Here is a 21364-nt window from a genome sequence, read left to right on the forward strand (position 1 = left end):
TACCATGAGCACTGGAAAAATAACCTCCATATTAGACAATGATTTTTACAAATTCACCATGCAGCATTGTGTGGTGAAGCTGTTTCCTAAGGCGAGGGCCCGGTATAAATTCATCAACCGTGGCCAACATGCATTTCCTCCGGGATTTGCGGAAGCGCTCCGCGCTGCTGTCAATGATATGGAACAGTTACAGTTGACCAAGGAGGAGAAACATTACCTGGCAATTACTTGCCCTTACCTGGATCCTACCTACTTGGATTTTTTACAGGGCTACCGATACAATCCTGATGAAGTACATATATCACAACATGGCGAGGACCTGGAAGTGATAGTAGATGGCTATTGGTACCGGACCATTCTCTGGGAAGTGCCACTGATGTCGCTCATCTGTGAACTGTATTATGAACTGACCAACCAACAACGGGTGAGTGATGCAGAAGTAATACGCATTACCAGGGAGAAGATTGAGAATTATGCCCGTATGCAAATAACGATAGCAGACTTTGGCACCCGGCGACGTCATTCCCTGGCGGTTCACCGACTGGTAGTACAAACCCTTCGCAAGTACGGCGAAGGCTGCTTCATAGGCACCAGCAATGTACACTTAGCCATGCGCAATGGCGTGATTCCAGTAGGTACTCATGCACATGAGTGGTTCATGTTTCATGCAGCCAAATATGGCTTTAAAATGGCCAATATGATGGGCCTGGAACATTGGGTACATGTATATCGCGGTGATCTGGGGATTGCCTTATCTGATACCTATACCACGAAAGTATTCTTTGAGCAATTTGATAAGAAGTTTGCTAAACTATTTGATGGCGTACGCCACGACAGCGGTGATCCGAAGGCATTCGCAGACGCCACCATCGCGCATTATAAAAGCAAGAATGTAGACCCGCTCAGCAAAACGATTATCTTTTCTGATGGATTGAATTATAATAAGGTAGCGGAGATTGCGGACTATTGCCGGGGGCGTATAGGGATGTCTTTCGGGATTGGAACAAATTTCACCAATGATGTAGGCCTGGAAGCGCTAAACATAGTGATTAAAATGTATGAAGCCCATCCCGAAGATGCTCCGAGATGGACTCCTGTAGTAAAATTATCTGATGTAAGCGGTAAATATACCGGGGATGAAGGCACCATTAAACTGGCAAAAATCATCCTGGGAATAGATTAATTCGACGCAGTACCAAGACCAATACCGGTATCTCCCTGGTGGATATCACCTGTTTCATATCCTTTTTTGAACCAGGCCATACGCTGAGCGGCAGTACCGTGGGTAAAGGCATCCGGTACAATACGACCAGTGGCTGCCTGCTGTAATTTATCATCTCCTACTGCACTAGCGGCATTCAGACCGGATTGAATATCACCTGATTCCAGGATCTTTTTCATCTGGTCTGCATGATTAGCCCAGAGGCCAGCGAAGAAATCCGCTTGCAACTCCAGCATTACAGAGAGTTTATTGTATTCTTTCTCACTCAGTTGGCCGCGCATAGCATCCATTTTACGACTGATACCGAGCAGATTTTGAACATGGTGTCCTACCTCGTGTGCAATTACATATGCTTTTGCAAAGTCGCCTTGTACACGGAAACGTTCTTCCAGCTCCTGGAAGAAAGCAACGTCCAGGTAAACTTTTTTATCTGCTGGGCAGTAAAAAGGGCCCATCGCTGATTCCGCAGCACCGCAACCGGAAACAGTGGCATCGGTGAACAGTTTCATTTTAGGTTTCTGATAGGTCATCCCCATTTTTGCAAACTGGTCTGTCCAGACGTCTTCTGTACTATGCAGTACTTTGGAGGAAAATTGCTCAATGGGAGTACTATTTGCCTTGGTCAACTGCTCAGTAGTACCGCCACCTCCTTGATCTGGGCCCTGTACTTGCTGTACGGCCTGCATGACCGTCTGAGGGTCCTGTTTGAGGAAGAGTGCAATCACAAAAATGACGATTGCGCCAATACCGCCACCAATAATACCGGTACGCCTGCCGCCGCCACCAGACTCCTTCTCGACGTTGTCGCTCATTTGTTCATCGTCTAAACGCATAGTTGTAGTAGGGTTTAATTAGATTGAAATTTTCAGCTCGAAATTACATTTTTGCCGGTGAATTCCCCGCAGTTCACCGAGAATTCAATTTTACTGACCGATCGGCCATTGGCGAAGCTTTCCCTTGAAGATACTTTTGTATTATCAAAATCGTTCAGCCATGTCACAGATACTTTATACCTCAGGATTAAAGAAATCCTACAGCAATGGAAAGGAATCCATTCCCGCCGTCAACGGTGTGAACCTGGAAGTTTTTAGCGGAGAAATATTCGGCTTCCTAGGCCCTAATGGAGCCGGTAAAACCACTACCCTGCGCATGCTCACTACCTTATTACAACCCGATGCCGGAGAAGTGGTGATCTGCTCATACGATCTATATAAACAACCGGAAAAGATTCGGGCAGTAATTGGCTATGTTAGTCAAAGTGGTGGTGCAGACAAAGACGCTACCGCCTGGGAAGACCTTATCTTACAAGCCCGGCTCTATGGCATGCCTAAACGAGCCGCTGCCGCCAGGGCCAGCGAACTCCTGGAAGCATTAGGCCTGGAAGACATCGCGGATCGAAGACCAGCCACGTATTCCGGTGGACAAAAACGCCGACTGGATATTGCCATTGGCATGATTAACAAACCTAAAATCCTATTCCTGGATGAACCTACCACTGGCCTGGACCCACATAGCCGGGAACAGCTCTGGGACGAAGTCCGCAAACTGCGGGATCTTGGAACAACCATCTTCCTAACTACCCATTATATGGAAGAAGCAGATGCTTTGTCGGACCGCATCGCCATTATGGATCAGGGGCAAATCATTCTTACAGGAACTCCGGCCTCCTTGAAAGAAGCAATTAGTAGTAGTGATACACAAGCCTCTTTGAACGATGTCTTCCTACATCATACCGGCCGTTTGAGTAAAAACGCCCAACTCGCCTAATACCCTTATTTACATTACCTGAAACACCTTATATATGAACTTTCTAACCACCCTTCAACTCTTTTATACCAGGAAAATAAAAGAAGCCCTGCGTAATCCCGCCTTTGTCATGATGACATTGAGCATTCCTTTATTGTATTTACTGCTCTTCGCACCGCTGCTCAAAAATTTCACCGGCATGTCGGAATTCGGTAATACGAATGTGTTGAATTTTTTCATGCCGGGTATGATAATGGTGCTTGCTGTTTTTGGGGGATTGTTTGTTGGATTTGGGATGATAGATGAAATCCGACAAGGGGTGATAGAGCGTTTCCGTGTAACCCCTACCAGTCGCCTTGCACTCTTATTTGGCGCGGTACTGCGGGATATCACTTCCGTTTTGGCGCAGGCGATCATTATTATTGCAGCAGCTATTCCTTTTGGCCTAAAAGTCAATATTGGAGGACTGTTGCTAATATTCCTGTTGGCCGCTATGCTGACGGCCATCTTTGCTTCCTTTTCCTATGCACTCGGACTTATATTTAAAAGTGAAGATGCACTGGCGCCAATAACACAGGGAATATCCATGCCGATAACGCTCCTGGCGGGATTTCTGTTGCCTATGAGTTTGGCCCCAGGCTGGTTACAAACAGCAGCCCATTTCAACCCAGTGTATTATGCCATCGAGGCAGCCAGAACACTGATGAGTGATCATATTGATACGCTGGTAGTGCTGAGAGCATTCGCCGTTCTGACGCCACTGCTGGCAATTGTTTCCTGGTGGGCAGTACGGAAATTTAAAACCGTTATCAGTTGATCTGGAAGTTTTTTTGATATGGAGAATAGGTTGGATTGTAGTAAATTACGAATACCAGAACAATCCATTTCAAAAAAACGGTATTATGAAAGTACAGCAGATCCTGCTTGCAGCAAGACCCAAAGGCTTACCCACGTCAGCAACCTTTAAAACAGTAACGGTAGACCTGCCGGAGCTACAGCAGAATGAAGTTTTGATCAAACCAGTTTACTACTCAGTAGATCCTTACATGCGGGGAAGAATGAATGATGCAAAATCTTACATTCCTCCCTTTGAAGTAGGCAAACCCATTGAAAGCGGTGGTATTGCCACCGTAGCAGAAAGTCGGGATAGCAATTTCCAACCCGGTGATCTCGTTATGCTGACAGCCGCCAGACCTTTGCTCCCTTGGTCTACTGCATTGATTTATCCCGCGTCTTCCTTAAAAAAAATCGATGAAAATATACCTCCCAGCTATTACCTTGGTATCTTGGGAATGCCCGGACTGGCCGCTTATTTCGGATTGCTGGACATCGGCAAACCAAAGTCCGGCGAAACATTGGTCATCTCCGGCGCCGCAGGAGCGGTAGGTATCGTAGCCGGACAAATAGGTAAAATTTATGGATGCCGCGTGGTAGGAATTGCAGGTGGTGCAGAGAAAGTAAAGATGCTGACCGACAAATTCAATTTTGATGCAGCGATTGATTATAAAGGCAATCAAGATATCAAAGCATCTGTTGCCGCCATCTGTCCTAACGGTGTAGATATTTATTTCGATAACGTAGGTGGAGAAATTTCGGACGGCGTAATGGCGCACTTGAATAATTTTGCCCGTGTCATTTTATGTGGTCAGATATCCTTATACAACAGTACGGAAATTCCTATGGGACCAAGACCTCAACCCATTATGATAACCAGAAGCGTATTAATGCAAGGTTTTGTGATAGGCAACTATGCCTCCCGATTTGCAGAAGGATTTAAAGCCTTGGTAGAATGGGTAAAAGCAGGAAAGTTAAAGTACACCGAAACCACGATGGAAGGATTTGATAAACTGCCAGAGGCTTTCCTGGGGCTCTTCGCAGGCAAGAACAGCGGAAAATTGATTGTCAAGGTGTAGTAGTCGGAATTTGCAGTGAGATTACGTATTTTTAGGCATGACAAAGCCGGTTATACATACACGCATCAAAAAAGTATTGGACAGTGGTATACTGGATACAGATGATATACTGGCCACTGAAGAACCACTAGAAATAAAACTGATTTTCGGGCCGACCCATAACCGCCGGCAGCAGAACATCACCGTTACCATGCGCACGCCTGGCAATGATGAGGATCTGGCTGCCGGCTTCCTTTTTTCTGAAGGTATTATCAGTAGTTATGACGCCATCTCCCAGGTAAAGGCTAGTGAATCTAGAGATGGTAGTGTGATGACCGTTTCCCTGAAAGAAAATGTGATCCCCCGCCTCAGTAGTAATAACCGCAACTTCGCCGCTACGGCCTCTTGTGGGGTTTGTGGAAAATCAGACCTCGCCGATATTCATACAGGCGTTTCCGTTGCTAACGGTAACGCACATATCAGTAGCGCCACCGTACTACAATTACCCCAAACATTACGTATGCAGCAGTCCCTCTTTGAAAGTACCGGCGGCATACATGCTGCCGCGTTATTTGACCAGCAGGGAAAGTTATTAATACTCCAGGAAGATATTGGCCGTCACAATGCAGTGGATAAAATCATAGGCGCCGCTTTGCGCCAAGGGCTATTCCCATTGGAACAGCAACTGTTATTACTGAGTGGCCGCGCAGGATTTGAACTGATACAAAAAGCCGCTATGGCAGGTATTACTATCATTGCAGCCGTAGGAGCCCCTTCCAGTATGGCTGTACAGATGGCAGCAGCATGGAATATCACCCTGATAGGATTTCTAAGAGAGGGTAAATTTAATATTTACAGCGGAGCTCAAAGGGTTGTCTTATCTTCATAACTTAATATTTCGAGTATGCAGGGAGATCAGAATCCTGTGAAATTCACAGGGCTAAAGCTCACCAAACCCAAGACAGCAGCAGCCGGCGCCCCAGCCGTTTATTACAGCATGAAACAGGTGTTCGAGGAAACCAACATCTTCCGCGGCATGAAAGCACTGCTGAAAATGAACCAGAAAAATGGTTTCGATTGTCCTAGCTGCGCCTGGCCCGATCCTGACGACGACCGTTCCCCTATTGGAGAATATTGTGAGAATGGCGCCAAAGCATTGGCGGATGAAGCCACCACCAAACGACTCACCCCTGATTTCTTTGCGGCCCATAGTATTGCCGAGCTAGGAGGACTTACCGATTACGAGATCGGGAAGAAAGGACGTATTGCCCAACCAATGTACCTGGCTCCTGGAGCTACCCATTATACGCCATTGTCTTGGCAGGCCGCCTACGATAAGATTGCTCAGCATCTACAGGCCCTCGATTCTCCGAACGAAGCTGTTTTTTATACCAGTGGCCGGACCAGCAACGAAGCAGCTTTTTTGTATCAGTTGATGGTGCGGGAATATGGCACCAATAATTTGCCCGACTGTTCCAATATGTGTCATGAATCCAGTGGCGTAGCGCTGGGGGAAGCAGTAGGCATAGGCAAAGGCTCGGTGAAACTGGAAGATTTCTATGAAGCCGAAGTGATAATTATCCTTGGACAGAATCCAGGCACCAACCATCCCCGCATGTTGACAGCTTTACAGAAAGCCAAAGCTAATGGCGCTTGCATCATTGCAGTGAACCCCTTGCCGGAAACGGGCCTGCTGGGATTCATGAATCCACAGACGGTTAAAGGATGGCTCCATCTCCCTACACATCTGGCAGATTTATTCTTACAGGTAAAGATCAACGGGGATATGGCGCTGCTACAATCAATTTGCCTCTTGCTGCTGGAAGCGGAAGACCAACAGCCGGGTAAGATCTTCGATCAGGAATTTATTGCGACTAAAACAGACGGCTATACGGAGTACCTGGCACATCTTCGCCAGCAGGATTTCCATGCGCTGGTGAAGGCTTCCGGCGTGCCGGAAGAAAAAGTCCGGGAAGCTGCGAAGGCCTTGCTACATAAAAATAAAATCATTGCCTGTTGGGCAATGGGGCTTACCCAACATAAAAATGCCGTTGATACCATTCGGGAAGTCTTGAACCTATTGTTGCTGAAAGGTAGTATAGGCAAGCCCGGAGCCGGTACCTGTCCTGTACGCGGACATAGCAACGTACAAGGCGATAGAACCATGGGGATTTACGAACAGCCAGCTCCCGCACTGCTGGACAAGCTGCAAGCAGTATATGGCTTTAATCCACCAAGAGAACATGGCTATGACGTGGTACATGCCATTCAGGCCATGCATCGGGGCGATGCGAAGGTATTCTTGGCGATGGGTGGTAACTTTTTATCCGCCACACCAGACACGGAATACACAGCGGCGGCATTGCGTAAATGTCGTCTCACCGTTCATGTCTCAACAAAACTAAACAGAAGTCATGTGGTACACGGCCAGGAAGCCCTGATTCTTCCTACGTTGGGGCGTAGTGACAAGGATATACAACAAGGGGAACAACAGTTTGTTTCCTGTGAAAATTCTATGGGCGTCATTCAAATGTCTAAAGGTGTATTACCGCCAGTATCGGAAGATTTGAGAAGTGAGCCGCAGATTATTTGTGAGCTGGCGCAGACGCTGTTCCGGGAGAAGTCGGCCACACCCTGGGAACAGTATACAAAAAACTATGATTATATCCGTAATGATATTGAGAAAGTAATTCCCGGGTTTGATCAGTATAACGAGAGAGTACGGCATCCAGGCGGCTTTTATCTGCCTAATGGATCGAGGATTGGGCAGTTCAATACACTCAGTGGTAAAGCCGGGTTCAACGTAGCAAGCCCTGATATCATCGCGCTGCAAGCAGGAGAATATATGATGATGACCATCCGCAGCCATGACCAGTTCAATACCACCATATACGGACTAGATGATCGTTACAGGGGAATATTGCAAGAACGCCGTGTGATATTAATGAATGAAAAAGATTTACAAAAGGCAGGATTAAAAGCAGGAGATGTTGTAGATTTGTACAACACCTTTGAAGGCGTGGAACGCGTTGCCAGTGGCTTTATTACAGTATCTTATGATATCCCAGAAACATGTACTGCCACTTATTTCCCGGAGACCAATGTATTGGTACCTGTTAATAGTGTAGCAGCAAAAAGTAATACGCCCACTTCAAAGATGGTGATTATCCGTATAAAACCGTCCGCAATAAATCGATAGTATGGAGCCCATTGTATGGCAGGCCGTCCGATGGACAGCCACTGAATTTTTTACCCTAGAAGATAAAGGTCTGTATAAACTCGCACAGGGAAATATTACAGGCGTTATTCGAGATATACCCTTTTCCATTCATTATGAAGTTGAAATCACAAATGATTGGAAAACAGACTCTTTCCTGATCCGCTCCCATGGCCCAAATGGAAAGGAACTTAAATTAACGTCCAACCTGCTTGGCCAATGGTACGATAAAGATGGGAAACAAGTCACCGCATTGGATGACTGCATTGATATCGATATTTCTTTGACACCTTTTACCAATACGCTGCCTGTAAAACGGCTTAAACTGAATAATGGGGAGAGTGCCACTATCAATGTCATCTACATCCGGTTGCCAGAGTTCGAGCTGCAGCGGGTCAAACAACGTTATACTAAGATTAACCAAGATACCTGGTTGTATGAGAATCTGGATTCCGGATTTAGCTCTCAGTTATATTTCGATTCCGAAGGCATTATGAATGACTATCCAGGTTATTTGCAAAGACGATATTAAGGTAATTACATAACCCGCTATCACGCTTTGGTGGCGGGTCTACTATTTTTCAATACTATTATTTCAAGGATTCATATCTCCTATACTATTGTCCTTTCAATGAAGGAATCAGTTGTTCCGCTCCTTCAACCAGTTTATGAAAAACCTCCGCAGTTCCCATACTTTTCTTAGCTAGTCCTGCCGCCTGTCCGGCCCACATAGCCACGAAGGAAGGATTATCCTGTGCTTTGGATGCTTTCCTGGCAGGCTGCGTGAGGGCATCTTGGTAAGGGTAAGGCAAAATAGCCAGCCCGGATTCCTCTACAGCAGCAATGAGGGTATTACTTAATCCTCTGGCCCAACGGCCGGAGAAAGCACGCGTATAGCGTGTAGTCGTGTCCGTTGCCGCAGCAATAGCAGCTTTATGTGCATCTGTGGCCATACTTTCATGTGTCAGTAGGAATGCGCTGCCTGGTTGTACGCCTTGTGCGCCCAGCATCAATGCTGCCGCCACGCCACGCCCGTCCATGATGCCACCAGCGGCTATAACGGGGACGCTTACACGATCCACTACCTGCGGTACGAGGGCCATGGTGCCTATTTGCGGAAAGGTACCGGCAAGGAAAGTCCCCCGATGGCCACCTGCTTCCATTCCCTGTGCTACAATGACATGCATCCCTTGGTGTTCCAGGTATACGGCTTCTTCTATAGAAGTGGCCGTACCTATCATAATAATGTTCTCTTCTTTCAATTGGGCCAGACTCTTTACGTCCGGAACACCAAAAGTAAAGCTGACGATACTTATTTTCTCTTCTAGTAATACAGGCAGGATATCCTTATAGGAAAACAGTTGCAGTGTTTTCAGGTTGATTTCAGGAACGCCCAGGCCGCTGCGGGAATAGATATGCTGCAAGTGTGCCTGCATGGCATCGAATGAGGAATGATCCGGTGCGATGGGGATATCATAAGTGAAAACATTTACCGCAAATGGCTTGCTCGTCAGGGCTCTCGTTTGTTGGATGAGGGTGCGTACATGGGCAGGATCAATATTCCCTACAGGCAAGGATCCGAGTCCGCCGCTATTACTAATAGCAGCCACCATTTCAGGTGTAGTAATACCCAACATGGGGGCCTGTATAATGGGATAGGAAATATTTAATAAGGCAGTTAGTTTATTATTCCATTGCATGGGCTTCCAGCTTTTACGATAATAAATTTAACGGAAACTGAGCAAAGAAGGTGCACGTAATGCATAAATATCGAATCGGAAATCTACAACAGTGGTAATTTCAATTCGGAGATTTTTTACAGGGTATGGTGCGTTCGGATAATAGTAGGCAGAAAACTTCAGTGTATTGAGAGAAAGGTTTTCATTTCTGATCCTAGTGCCCCCACCTATTCCCCAGAACAGCGGATTACGTAAGAGGTCGTCATTCTTGTAGTTCAGCATACTGGCCTGGAGGGAGGTAAAGAAATTGAATTTAAACCCAAGCACTTTCAGCGGACTGTAGTACACTGTTTCCGAGTTAAGATTCAATCGCTGGTATCCATTGAGCGTGGTATTGCGGTATCCCAAGAGGCCTTGGTCCATGTTAATGTTCAGGGGCTTATAGAAAAACGGATTGGGACTGGTCAGATAATCGGCACTAAGGAATTGTCGGAGTTTTACTTTCCGGATATTTAGCAACTTACTGTAATACTCTACGCGGGCATGTATGACCGCATCCTCAGCTTTCTGGTTTTGCCAGAAACTACCGATACCAAAATCGGTATTAAACAGCCCCTGATGTTTGGTGAGCCAGAATTTCTGCCACTCTGTACCGGTATAAAACCGTTTGCGGTCTTTCCAAGTTTCCCAACCGCTGGTGATGTTCATATTGTAACCTAGCGGAATATCCTCTGTACGGCCAAAGCCAAACAGGTGGTGGGTTTTAAAGTAATCCAGTCGATAAGCCTGCAGTTGGCCGAGATAATATCGGTGGTTATTATAGACGGGATCTGCCTTAAACTGGAATTGATCCGGCGTTCGCTGAAAGTATAGGTTGTAATGCCGTACCAGCAAGGCTACATTAGGTTTCTTGCCACTGCGGCCGTAATGGTCGTAGTTATTGATGAAGTTATAGCCCACCCAGCCATCGATGATCGTATAGCGGTAATCCCGATATATGGAATCATCTTGGCCATGAATATTTATTGAGAAGTTTTCTGCGAAAGTGAGGCCTCCCACCAATTTGGCGGAATACCGGTACTGTGGCCGATTGAGGCTGATATAATACGTACCCTCGTAAACGTTAGTGTCCAGGACATTCGAATTATTGAGGGTCGAATATCCCACGGCCATATCTATAAATGAACCGCCGATATTGTTTTTCGTATAGCGGACTTCCGTATTCCAAGTGGGCGAGTAATCGCTTCTCCAATTAAAGCCCACCTGTATGCCTTGCCCGGCTCCCATTAGATTGTTATTATAGACTTTCCCACCAACATTGGTAGCACTGGCCTGGGACAGATCGCCACCGTATTCGAATACATCCTTTGTTACCACTTCTATATCTACAGAATCAGACGATCGATCACCTGGCATCACATAGATACGCGCATCTTGAATGAAGGGGCGGTTACGGAGGTAACGCTCGTTATCTGCCATATCATAAGGTTGCAGTCGCTGGTCTTCCCGGAAGAAAAGGTTCTGTCGGATCATCCATTCTTTCGAATCATAATGCAGGCGGTTGGCCAGTTTAAGCAGCTTCATCGAGGTGGTGAAGGTGGTATCGTTGATATTGGCCGGACCGAATACTTTTACCCTGCGGTATTGGATATTTCGTATCACTTTACCAGCAAATGGGGTAAAATACTCCTCACTTTTAATGATGATACTATCGTTCTGGGGAACAGGTTCTGGTTCATTTTGCCTGGTAATGCGGCGCATAAATGAATCCCGGAATGCTTTATGCCGCAGGGAATCCCTGTATTCAGACAATCGTTTAAATAAACCAACATTATGTACGTTATGGGGTATAGTATCTCCTACCGGCGGACGTGCCAAATGCGGTTTCACGGTATCTCCAAGAAAAGGCAGGCCAGGACGGGGAGTTAAATGAGGACGCCCAGTGTCACTGCTAAATGGTACCTGATCCATACACATGGCTATGCGCGCAACTGCCGGCTGTATGAACAGCAGTATTATAACAGTTACAGTGTTTAATATTTTTAGTAAAAACCTCAAATTGTTCCCTGGTAAAACAAGTATAAATAAAAAAAACGGATTAGCACCGCGCTGATCCTATTTTCATTAAACGGGAATGATTCTTGAAAGTTTCAGTTTAGGGAGGATTATTTAGGCGAATATATTCTGGTAAACAAAAACACTACGCTTATGTTACGCTGGACATTAACTTTCTTAGTGATCGCTATTATCGCTGCTATCTTCGGTTTTTCAGGTATTGCAGCTAGCGCCACAGCCATTGCGAAAATTCTATTCTTTATTTTCCTCGTGATGTTTGTAATCTCATTAATTGCGGGAGCAATAAGGAAATAGTTGGGATAGACATCCTTCATTTAGACCTTCCTGGCCTAAATGAAGGATGCTAATTTATTTCATGATGGTGGTTTCCCAGCCGTCATATTCTGCGTTTACTTGCTGGGCCACTTCCCAGAGGGTCATTACAATCGTATCGATGGCAGCATCTGTAGCCTTATCTGGCCGGGATATACAAAGTCGGTACGGATATTCCTGACCTTCTTCTGATTGTACATCATGTACCAGTGTGAAGCCAATTTCCTGGATATGCTTCCAGTAAAGATCTTTTTCTTCCACTGTTTTGAAATGTATCCAATGTTCAATGGGACGTTCCATTTCAGATACATCTCCATGTTTACGGAGCATACGCAGCACCTTACGATTCTGTATACGTTGAAATTCATAAACATCCGGGAACAGATAGTCGAAATACAATTCCCAGTTATTATCTTCCTTCACACCATAGTCATAACGGTATTGCGGAAAATCAATCATTGCATCTGCAATATATTTATCATGCAGCAACGTACTTCCTACATAGAAGTAAAAGTCCCTGACACCATTTGAAAAAGTACGCCCTACAAAATGAGCATCCAGCTTGCTTTGTAGCTGTTCTACCAATCTGTCCTCAATTTCTCCCATCAGTGCGAATTCATCGTTGTGAGGAAATCCGTCTTCGCGGGGATGGTTCAGATAAACTGTTATATATATGGCATTCGGCTTCTCCTTTAATGGTGCAAATCGTCTCAGATCAAGGTCAAGGCCTATTACTGCTGGACTTTCTTCAATATGGCACGTGTAAATATCCCAGTCCGGTCGGTAATCCTTATGCATATAAAAAAATTAAAATAACGCAACAGCTGGCTGTAAAGATACGTTGATCTCAAATACTACTGAAAATATAAAAGCCTTTCTCGCTGCTTTTTTATCCACAAAAACCAAATCCGCACTAAATTCCGACCATTACGGTACCGGGAGAACGAAATTATCTTCCCAAATCAATACATATTATTTTAAATACTTATTTATAGAGACACGGATACACGAACCGGAAGGCTTAACACTAATTAACATTCCAACCCGCAACATTCCCCTTTTTCCAAACCAGCTACCACAAACAATTCTGCGCAATTCTGAAGTTCAAACTGCTGACAGCAGTGTATTTCATACACCATTCATCCCTAAAAAAACGATTTTTCAGTTCGATTACGACTAACTTTATGCCCGCTATAAAATGTTGGAAGCTAGTATTGTATTATGAGAAAAATTATTTTGCTCTTAACAGGATGGATCTTATTGTCACATTTGTCAACCTACGCCCAGCAACACACAGGGGGAAAACAGCAGGGCGATAACAACGGGTCTCTCTACGGTAAACTATTAGATGCACAAACAGGAAAACCTGTGGAATATGCGTCTGTGGCTGTATTGAAAGCCGATTCGGCCGTGGTCACCGGTATGCTGTCTAAACCCAATGGCGACTTCTCCTTCGAGACACTCCCACAGGGCAAATACCTGCTGCGTATCAATTTCATTGGGTATGAAACGGTGTATAAGTCGGCCGTACTCAGTGCAAAAAGCAATAACGTAGATGTAGGTAATATCAAATTGAAATCTAATACTAAAACCCTCAATGCGGTAAATGTAGTCGGTGAAAAACCGGCCTACACGATGGCCATAGATAAACGCGTCTTCAACGTAGATAAAAATCTTTCCAGCATCGGCGGTACCGCCACCGATGTAATGAAACAAGTGCCTTCCGTAAACGTAGACATAGACGGAAACGTAACGGTTCGTAACGGTACGCCTACCATCTTCGTAGATGGCCGCCCTACTACACTTACCCTCGATCAAATCCCCGCCGATGCGATTGATAAAATTGAAGTAGTTACCAACCCCTCTGCGAAATATGATGCGGAAGGTATGAGTGGTATCTTGAATATCGTGTTGAAGAAAAATAAAAAAGCAGGTATCAACGGTATGTTGTCTGCCGGTGGCACTAACCTCGGAAGCTCCAATGGCGGCGTGGATTTCAACATGCGCCAGCAAAAATTCAACTTCTTTGTCAATTACAATTTCCGTAACAGGGTATCGCCAATGAACAGTCGTTTGTTCCGCAAAAATATTGGGAAAGATACCACCACGTATACGGAACAACTCCAGAGCGGCGACTTCTACCGCCGTTTTCAGAATGGTCGTATCGGATTTGATTGGTTCATTGACAACCGCAATACCATCAGCATCTCAGAAAACCTGACTGGTGGTAACTTCAATAACTTCAACGATCAAACGGTAAATGAAAGCGATATTAACCAACAGAAAGTGCGCTATGGTACCGGTATCAATAATTCCAAAAATGGATTTCGTAATTATAGCACGCAGGTAGGTTACAAACACAACTTCGCGAAAGAAGGCCACGAACTGACGGCCGACTTCACCTATAACTATGCCACCAGCGATAATACCTCCAACTTCTCGCTGCAATATCACGATCTGAAAGGTGACGATTTCTTCAATCCGATTCCACAGCTCCGAAATGGTACTGGTGGCGGCAATACCACTTACCTCACCGGCCAAGTGGATTACGTAAATCCGATCACAGAGAAATCCAAAATCGAAGCAGGCTTACGTACCAATACTCGTCAATTCACCAGCTATACAAATATGTATGGCTTGAATTATCCAGGAAGTGATTTCAAACTGGATTCTTCTTTGTCGAGCAACTACAAATACTCTGAGCAGATCAACGCCGCTTATGCCACTTATACTGGCGCCATTGATAACTTTGGCTACCAGGTGGGCTTAAGGGCGGAACAATCTTTCTATAAAGGAGAATCTTTCCTTGGCAAATACCAGTCTTACAAAGTGGATTATCCTGTAAGCCTATTCCCTAGCCTGTTTCTGTCCCAGAAACTGAAAGGAGACAATGAACTGCAACTGAATTATAGTCGCCGTATCCGTCGTCCTTGGTTCAGGGATCTGTTGCCTACTATGGATTATAACGGACAATCCGCCAGCACTGGTAATCCTTCATTGAGTCCGGAGTTTACCAACTCTTTTGAATTCTCTTATCTGAAGGATTTCAACAGAAGAGTGAACCTGCTCGTATCTATTTATTACCGCAATACGGAGCATGCCATCACTGATTTTTACCAGGATACCGTACTGACATTGAACGGACAGCAGCAACATGTATTGTTGTCTTACCCTATCAACGCCAGTTCTCGTAATTCCTATGGTGGTGAGTTCACCGTTCGTACACAGGTCACCAAAGGCTGGGATATTACCGCCAATGCTAACCTGGCACAAACAAAAATCAATGCCACACAAGGCGATAACAGTCTGACCAATCAAGGTTTCACTTGGTTCGGTAAACTGAATAGCACCACCAAACTCCCATGGAACCTGACCTTCCAGGTAAATGGCGAATATGAATCCAAACAGATTTTGCCACAGGGAGAAAAAATGCCGAAATGGTCAATAGATGCCGCCATTAAAAAGGATATGCTGAAAAACAAAGCACTCACCGTATCCCTCGGCGTCAACGATATCTTTAATACCGACAGAAATCTCAGCTATACAACTACCTCTTTCTCCGACCAGGAGAACTACCGCAAACGCCTGACACGCGAGCTACGACTGAATGCTGTATGGCGTTTCGGAAAGATGGACACAAAACTGTTTAAGCGTAAAAACGGCAAACAGGAGAATAACGGAGATATGGGTGGAGGAGATAATTATTAATTTGTAATTTGGTGTCCATAACTTAAAACTATGGATTCCATCTATCACACTATTACATTAAGATTTCTAGCAGAGCCCTCAGATGTGAATTTCGGAGGAAAGGTACACGGGGGCTCTGTGATGAAATGGATAGACCAAGCAGGTTATACCTGTGCAGCTAATTGGAGTGGTCAATATGCGGTCACAGTATATGTGGGCGGCATTCGTTTTTTTAAGCCCATCCTAATTGGCGACCTGGTGGAGATTACCGCGAACATTATATATACCGGTAATACTAGTATGCATATATCCGTAGACGTTTTCGCGGGGAATCCGCGCCAACAGACGAAAACCAAGACCACGCACTGTGTAATGGTGTTTGCAGCGGTAGATGATCATGGAAAAACCATTCCTGTTCCGAAATGGGTTCCTCGAACAGAAAGTGAAATCAACCTGGAAGCCTATGCTAAAAAGCTAATGGACTTAAGAAAAGACATCGATGAAGAGATGAAACCTTATTTATAAATAAGAAAGAAACCTGTATAAAAAAACGGATGGACGTCTGCGACGTCCATCCGTTTTTTGTTTTTTTCGTCGTCCCTGCCCGCTGGGCAGGGACGACAGGCAGGAGCTTTTTTTTAATATTAACTGCTGAACTGCATCTCACTTAAGGTACGGTATAATCCACCTTCCATTTCTATCAATTCCCAGTGGGTACCTGATTCCACGATGCGTCCTTTATCCAGTACAATAATTTTATCCGCTTCTCTTACGGTTGCCAGTCGGTGGGCAATTACAATTGAAGTACGACCTTCCATCAGTTTGTCCAGCGCATCTTGTACCAGTTTTTCAGACTCGGAGTCCAGTGCGGAAGTTGCCTCGTCCAAAATAAGTATACGTGGATTCTTCAGTACCGCTCTAGCGATGGCCACACGCTGGCGTTGCCCACCGGAGAGTTGAATACCACGTTCGCCTACTACTGTATCTAGTCCGTTCGGGAAGCGTTGAATAAATTCCCAGGCATTGGCCTTGATAGCAGCAGCTTGCAGTTCCTCGTCAGAGGCGTCTGGTTTACCGTACGCAATATTTTCTCGGATAGTACCACCAAAGAGGAATACGTCTTGTGGCACTACTGCCATCTGGCTACGCAGCTCTGATAACGGTATGCTGCTACCCGGACGGCCGTCGAAACAAATCTCACCCTTAACAGGATCGTAAAAACGAAGCAGTAATGACACGATGGTGGATTTACCAGCGCCGCTTGGTCCTACCAAGGCTACTTTCTGATCTGGCGAAACCTCAAAAGACACATCATTCATGATGGTCAGATCCGGACGGGAAGGATAATGGAAAGATATATTGCGGAAGCTAATACTGCCATCCAGTTGGTTTTCTGCTGGGATGGAAGTAACAGGCGTCAGTTCTTCCACTGGTTCGTCGAGGATTTCCAGCAGATGTTCCGTAGCGCCGATACTCTTTTGCAGATTGGTATATACTTCTGCTAATCCCGCTACGGAGCCTGCGATGAATACAGAGTACAATAGGAAAGTCATGAGGTCTGCTGGAGGAATATTAAGGGAGACACCTCTCCACATTACAGCTACCAGCGCTCCAAAGATACCCAGGATGATAAAAGAAGAAAAGGCCCCACGATACTTACCACCTTTGATACCGACACGTGCGGCCTCATTGGTGCGGGATTTATAACGGGCTATTTCAAAAAACTCGTTGGCAAAAGCCTTTACGTTGAGAATACCTGCCAGGGTTTCTTCTACTACTGTATTGGAAGAAGCCACGAGTTCTTGTACCTGCTTTGAAAACTTACGGATGAATTTCCCGAATACCACTGCCAGCACCATCATTAGTGGAAGGATAGCCAACATAAAGACGGTTAATTTGGGAGCGGTTATCGCGAGAATGGTAATACCACCTATAATCATGATCATCTGCCGGATGAATTCAGCTAAGGTAGTGGTGAACGTTTCCTGTAGGGAGGAAATATCCGCTGAAATGCGGCTACTCAGTTCGCCTACTCTCCTTTCCAGGAAAAACTTCATTGGCAGTTTGATGAGGTGGCTGTAGACAGTCTGCCTCAATGTGGCCAGGGTTTTCTCCGTAACATTCACAAAAAGTAGAATACGGAAGAAAGAAAAAACAGATTGTCCGACCAATAAAGCCACTAAAAGAACAGCAGAATGGTTCATTCCATGGAAGAGTACACCTCTATTCTCTGGTTTGATAAGGTTGCCGAGTAATTTAGGGAATGCCAGGCCGGCCAGGCTAGAAACAAGAAGAAACATTAGGCCCAGGGCGAATTGTGGCCAATAAGGTTTAACATAACGGAACAAACGTAATGATTTCTTCAGGGATGCTAATTTGAGGGCAGGTGGCTGCTGCACCGGGGTGTTATTCGTGTCGTTTTGCATGTATCTGTGCTATTGGTTTCACATAAGTGGAAGACGATTACGAAGCAAAGATATTGCATTCAAACGACCAAATATTTCATATGCTTAATTTCCACTGATTGTACACGAGTAAACTAACAGGCTCATAATTGCAGCGAGGCTGACTGCCATAAACAACTTATATAGGAATAATTTCATATAATAGATTTTATTGCTAATGGTTATTTCAAAATGTGTTCCATATATAACGAACAGTGGCCCAAAATGTTTAATAGGTAGAAAAAAAATTATGAGTGGTGCATATGGGAAGATATTTGGTGCAAAGCTTTACTTGGGCTACAGCGGGAATAGCGAAAAATAATATTCCGAATAAGAGGGACTTCATATCATGTGTCTGCTAAAATAAAACTAAATTAGAAGCTATTCAACCCTAAATTTGTAACAGACCATAACGCATGAAACAAATCGTAGAAATTATCCGGGAAGATCAGATCCTAAAAGTGCTATTATCATTGGTAATGGGCGCCATAATAGGCTTGGAAAGAGAGTTCAAACGTAAGGCAGCAGGTATGCGCACCATGACCCTCATTTGTATGAGTGCTACCGTCTTCACCATTCTCTCAGCAGAATTGGGAAATCCTGGTAGTCCAGACCGTGTGGCTTCCAACATTCTTACTGGTGTTGGTTTCATTGGTGCAGGGGTAATTTTCAAAGGGGAATTTGCAATAGATGGCATTACTACGGCAGCCAGTATCTGGATCGCCACAGCCATGGGTATGGCTATCGGTATGAGTCAGTACTGGTTGGCAACCTTCGCCCTTTGCGGTGCTATAGTAGTGCTCTTGATGATGAAATATATCGAGGAATACATCGCCAATATAAATGACAAACGACTTTATACCATTTATTTTTACGAAGATAAAATCCCCTACACTGAGATAGAACACCAGTTGGTAGATTTGAAACTGAAATATGAACGCTTGTTAATTGTAAGAAAAGAGCTGATGATGGAAGTTAGTTTCGTTGTGCGTGGACGCAAAGAGAAAATGGATAAATTGGATAACTACCTTTTTAAAAATAGCAACATCTGGCAATACCAGGTACAAAATAATCCTTTGTAATATGCCATCGCATGCTGATTTGCCTTTACATTATGGGCATGTGCCACAATGGTTGGCTAGGCGCATGAGCCTTTTGGGCGGCGCCATCACAGAAGCCATCATAATGGACTACGGCCAGGGGGAATTCCTGCGCCGTATGAGCGATCCCTGCTGGTTTCAAGCATTGGGATGTGTGTTAGGGATGGACTGGCACTCCAGCGGTATTACCACCAGTGTTATGGGGGCACTCAAAAAAGCCATCAATCCCCGTTCTGCGGAACTGGGTATTTATATCTGCGGTGGGAAAGGTAAACACAGTAAAGAAACACCCAACGAACTACGTATCATTGCAGATAAAACTGGGCTCCCCGGAGATCAGTTGATTTATAGCAGCAAGATGACGGCAAAAGTGGATAACACCGCCATCCAAGACGGTTTCCAACTTTACCTCCATAGCTTCATTCTCTCCGCTACGGGTGAATGGGCAGTGGTGCAACAAGGGATGAATGATGCCAGCAGTATGGCGCGTAGATATCACTGGCATTCCACCGCATTCCAATCGTATACCGCCGCACCACACTCCTTCATCTACGGCAAAAACCAAGGCCAGATTCTCAACCTTACAGATCTTCATGCGGATACCACGAAACAAGGTATCATGAACTTACTGAAGGAGAAACCAGCGCATCTATTGCCTGAAATCCGAAATCTGATAATGCCCTCTCATCATGAAGTAAGGGCGGAAAATGTAAATCTGAAACGCCTGGGAAGCGTGCTGGCATTAGCCTATGACACACGCCCGCAGGACTTCGAATCCCTCTTGATGCTGGAAGGCGTAGGCCCACGTACTTTACAATCCTTGACTTTAGTGAGTGAAGTCATTCATGGTACACCTTCTCGCTTTGAAGATCCTGCCAGGTTTTCATTTGCACATGGCGGCAAAGACGGTCATCCGTTTCCAGTACCGCTCAAAATTTATGATGAAACCATTTCTACTTTAAAGGATGCCCTGTACAAAGCAAAAATAGGCGCTTCCGATAAGAAGGATGCTATCAATAAATTATCCGCCATGTCTGCGGAGATTGAAAAGAATTTTGTACCCAACACCAATTTTGATAAATTGATTGAAGAAGAAAGACGAAATTCCTGGCGCCACAGCGGCAGAACCGTCTTCGGGAAAGCCGCAGCCCCAGTTGCCGGAGACCAGCTCTCTCTGTTTTAACCATAATATATTCCAGTGTTCAGAAAGATAGACTACAATTCGTTGAGTGTTCCGCAAGCTACCGTGCTGCAAAAAGAACTGAAGGAAGACGTGATTATACAGCCTTACACGGGCCCTATCAAATACATTGCAGGTACAGATATTTCTTTTGACAAGTTCAGTACGCATGTATTTGCAGGCATAGTGCTACTCTCCTTTCCAGATTTACAGCTAGTGGCCTACAGTCTTGTTAAGAAAGAAGTGCATTTCCCATATGTGCCTGGCTACCTGGCTTTCAGGGAAGTACCCGCGCTACTGGATGCATGGGAACAGTTGAAAATCATTCCAGATGTAATTGTAGTAGATGGCCATGGGATTGCGCATCCCCGCAGAATGGGCATTGCAGCGCATTTTGGTGTGCAGGTGGAAAAACCGGCGCTAGGATGTGCCAAAAAGAAATTATTCGGCGTCTATGAGGAACCTGCCAATGAGGCTGGCAGCTTTACTTTACTAAATGACAAACAAGGTGCTCCTTTGGGCAGTGTACTACGTACTAAAACCAATGTGAAGCCCGTATTCGTGTCGCCAGGACACCTGATGGATATTACAGACTCTCGGGAACTCATTCAAAAATGCGTTACCAAATACCGCCTGCCAGAACCTACGCGCCTGGCGCATAATATGGTGAACCAATTTCGTTTAGGCACGCTGCAGGAAGGTTATAGCGAGATGCGGAAGTAGTTCACGCAAAGACACAAAGAAAGGTAATAGACGCAAAGCATCTGAATTAACAGTATTCAATTGCATGCTTTGTTGCTTTGCGCCTT

At 45.1% G+C, this 21364-nt stretch carries 18 protein-coding genes; 13 read left to right on the top strand and 5 right to left on the bottom strand.

Translation table 11 applies throughout. The features are described from left to right. The first annotated feature begins 4 nt into the window (after positions 1–4). Positions 5–1183, top strand: a complete 1179-nt coding sequence (gene pncB, locus JO154_RS00895) for a nicotinate phosphoribosyltransferase (RefSeq protein WP_291941053.1) — start codon at positions 5–7, stop codon at positions 1181–1183. Here pncB and JO154_RS00900 read toward each other — a convergent pair. After that, entirely contained in the window at positions 1180–2055 is an 876-nt protein-coding gene (locus JO154_RS00900) for a neutral zinc metallopeptidase (RefSeq protein WP_291941055.1), read from the bottom strand. The two genes, pncB and JO154_RS00900, sit on opposite strands and share 4 nt — an antisense overlap. Positions 2056–2215: 160 nt before the next feature. Between JO154_RS00900 and JO154_RS00905 the strand changes: the two genes are divergently transcribed. The 6 genes from JO154_RS00905 to JO154_RS00930 all read left to right on the top strand — a co-directional run bounded on the left by JO154_RS00905 (position 2216) and on the right by JO154_RS00930 (position 8609). Then, positions 2216–2989: an ATP-binding cassette domain-containing protein gene (locus JO154_RS00905; protein ID WP_291941056.1), complete on the top strand. Its 774-nt coding sequence runs from the start codon at positions 2216–2218 to the stop codon at positions 2987–2989. 34 nt (positions 2990–3023) lie between these two features. Next, complete coding sequence (locus JO154_RS00910; RefSeq protein ID WP_291941058.1) at positions 3024–3785, top strand: ABC transporter permease; 762 nt, start codon at positions 3024–3026, stop codon at positions 3783–3785. A gap of 85 nt (positions 3786–3870) precedes the next feature. Then, a complete protein-coding gene (locus JO154_RS00915) occupies positions 3871–4881 on the top strand; it encodes an NADP-dependent oxidoreductase (RefSeq protein WP_291941060.1) in 1011 nt (336 codons plus the stop codon). 37 nt (positions 4882–4918) lie between these two features. Further along, complete coding sequence (gene fdhD / locus JO154_RS00920; RefSeq protein ID WP_291941062.1) at positions 4919–5749, top strand: formate dehydrogenase accessory sulfurtransferase FdhD; 831 nt, start codon at positions 4919–4921, stop codon at positions 5747–5749. Between the two features lie 15 nt (positions 5750–5764). Beyond that, positions 5765–8059, top strand: a complete 2295-nt coding sequence (locus JO154_RS00925) for an FdhF/YdeP family oxidoreductase (RefSeq protein WP_291941063.1) — start codon at positions 5765–5767, stop codon at positions 8057–8059. Position 8060: 1 nt separating this feature from the next. After that, positions 8061–8609 (top strand): putative glycolipid-binding domain-containing protein, encoded by a 549-nt coding sequence (locus JO154_RS00930; protein ID WP_291941064.1) that lies wholly within the window; start codon positions 8061–8063, stop codon positions 8607–8609. Between the two features lie 85 nt (positions 8610–8694). On the opposite strand, the gene JO154_RS00935 is transcribed toward JO154_RS00930, so the two are convergent. Continuing rightward, positions 8695–9777, bottom strand: coding sequence for a nitronate monooxygenase (locus JO154_RS00935; RefSeq protein ID WP_291941065.1), 1083 nt, complete (start codon positions 9775–9777; stop codon positions 8695–8697). 27 nt (positions 9778–9804) lie between these two features. Beyond that, positions 9805–11727 carry a hypothetical protein gene (locus JO154_RS00940; RefSeq protein WP_291941067.1) on the bottom strand — a complete coding sequence of 641 codons (1923 nt, stop codon included), beginning with the start codon at positions 11725–11727 and terminating at the stop codon, positions 9805–9807. A gap of 237 nt (positions 11728–11964) precedes the next feature. On the opposite strand from JO154_RS00940, the gene JO154_RS00945 reads away from it, so the two are divergent. Continuing rightward, a complete protein-coding gene (locus tag JO154_RS00945; protein ID WP_291941068.1) occupies positions 11965–12126 on the top strand; it encodes a DUF1328 domain-containing protein in 162 nt (53 codons plus the stop codon). A gap of 54 nt (positions 12127–12180) precedes the next feature. On the opposite strand, the gene JO154_RS00950 is transcribed toward JO154_RS00945, so the two are convergent. Beyond that, on the bottom strand, positions 12181–12942 hold the full coding sequence (locus JO154_RS00950) for a DUF695 domain-containing protein (RefSeq protein ID WP_291941070.1): 762 nt from the start codon (positions 12940–12942) through the stop codon (positions 12181–12183). Positions 12943–13365: 423 nt separating this feature from the next. Between JO154_RS00950 and JO154_RS00955 the strand changes: the two genes are divergently transcribed. Both JO154_RS00955 and JO154_RS00960 read left to right on the top strand, forming a co-directional pair. Beyond that, positions 13366–15852, top strand: coding sequence for an outer membrane beta-barrel family protein (locus JO154_RS00955; protein WP_291941072.1), 2487 nt, complete (start codon positions 13366–13368; stop codon positions 15850–15852). A 30-nt stretch (positions 15853–15882) separates the two neighbouring features. Further along, entirely contained in the window at positions 15883–16356 is a 474-nt protein-coding gene (locus JO154_RS00960) for an acyl-CoA thioesterase (RefSeq protein WP_291941073.1), read from the top strand. Positions 16357–16475: 119 nt separating this feature from the next. Here the strand turns inward: JO154_RS00960 and JO154_RS00965 are convergent, their stop codons facing one another. Next, entirely contained in the window at positions 16476–18257 is a 1782-nt protein-coding gene (locus tag JO154_RS00965; protein WP_291941075.1) for an ABC transporter transmembrane domain-containing protein, read from the bottom strand. Positions 18258–18691: 434 nt separating this feature from the next. On the opposite strand from JO154_RS00965, the gene JO154_RS00970 reads away from it, so the two are divergent. Genes JO154_RS00970 through nfi form a run of 3 tightly spaced genes read left to right on the top strand, consistent with a single transcriptional unit; the run spans position 18692 to position 21278 of the window. Further along, on the top strand, positions 18692–19357 hold the full coding sequence (locus tag JO154_RS00970) for an MgtC/SapB family protein (protein WP_291941076.1): 666 nt from the start codon (positions 18692–18694) through the stop codon (positions 19355–19357). A 1-nt stretch (position 19358) separates the two neighbouring features. After that, a complete protein-coding gene (locus JO154_RS00975) occupies positions 19359–20558 on the top strand; it encodes a DUF763 domain-containing protein (RefSeq protein WP_291941078.1) in 1200 nt (399 codons plus the stop codon). 15 nt (positions 20559–20573) lie between these two features. After that, on the top strand, positions 20574–21278 hold the full coding sequence (nfi, locus tag JO154_RS00980) for a deoxyribonuclease V (protein WP_291941079.1): 705 nt from the start codon (positions 20574–20576) through the stop codon (positions 21276–21278). The last annotated feature ends 86 nt before the right edge of the window (positions 21279–21364 follow it).

Source organism: Chitinophaga sp. (assembly GCF_019236475.1).
Lineage (GTDB): Bacteria > Bacteroidota > Bacteroidia > Chitinophagales > Chitinophagaceae > Chitinophaga.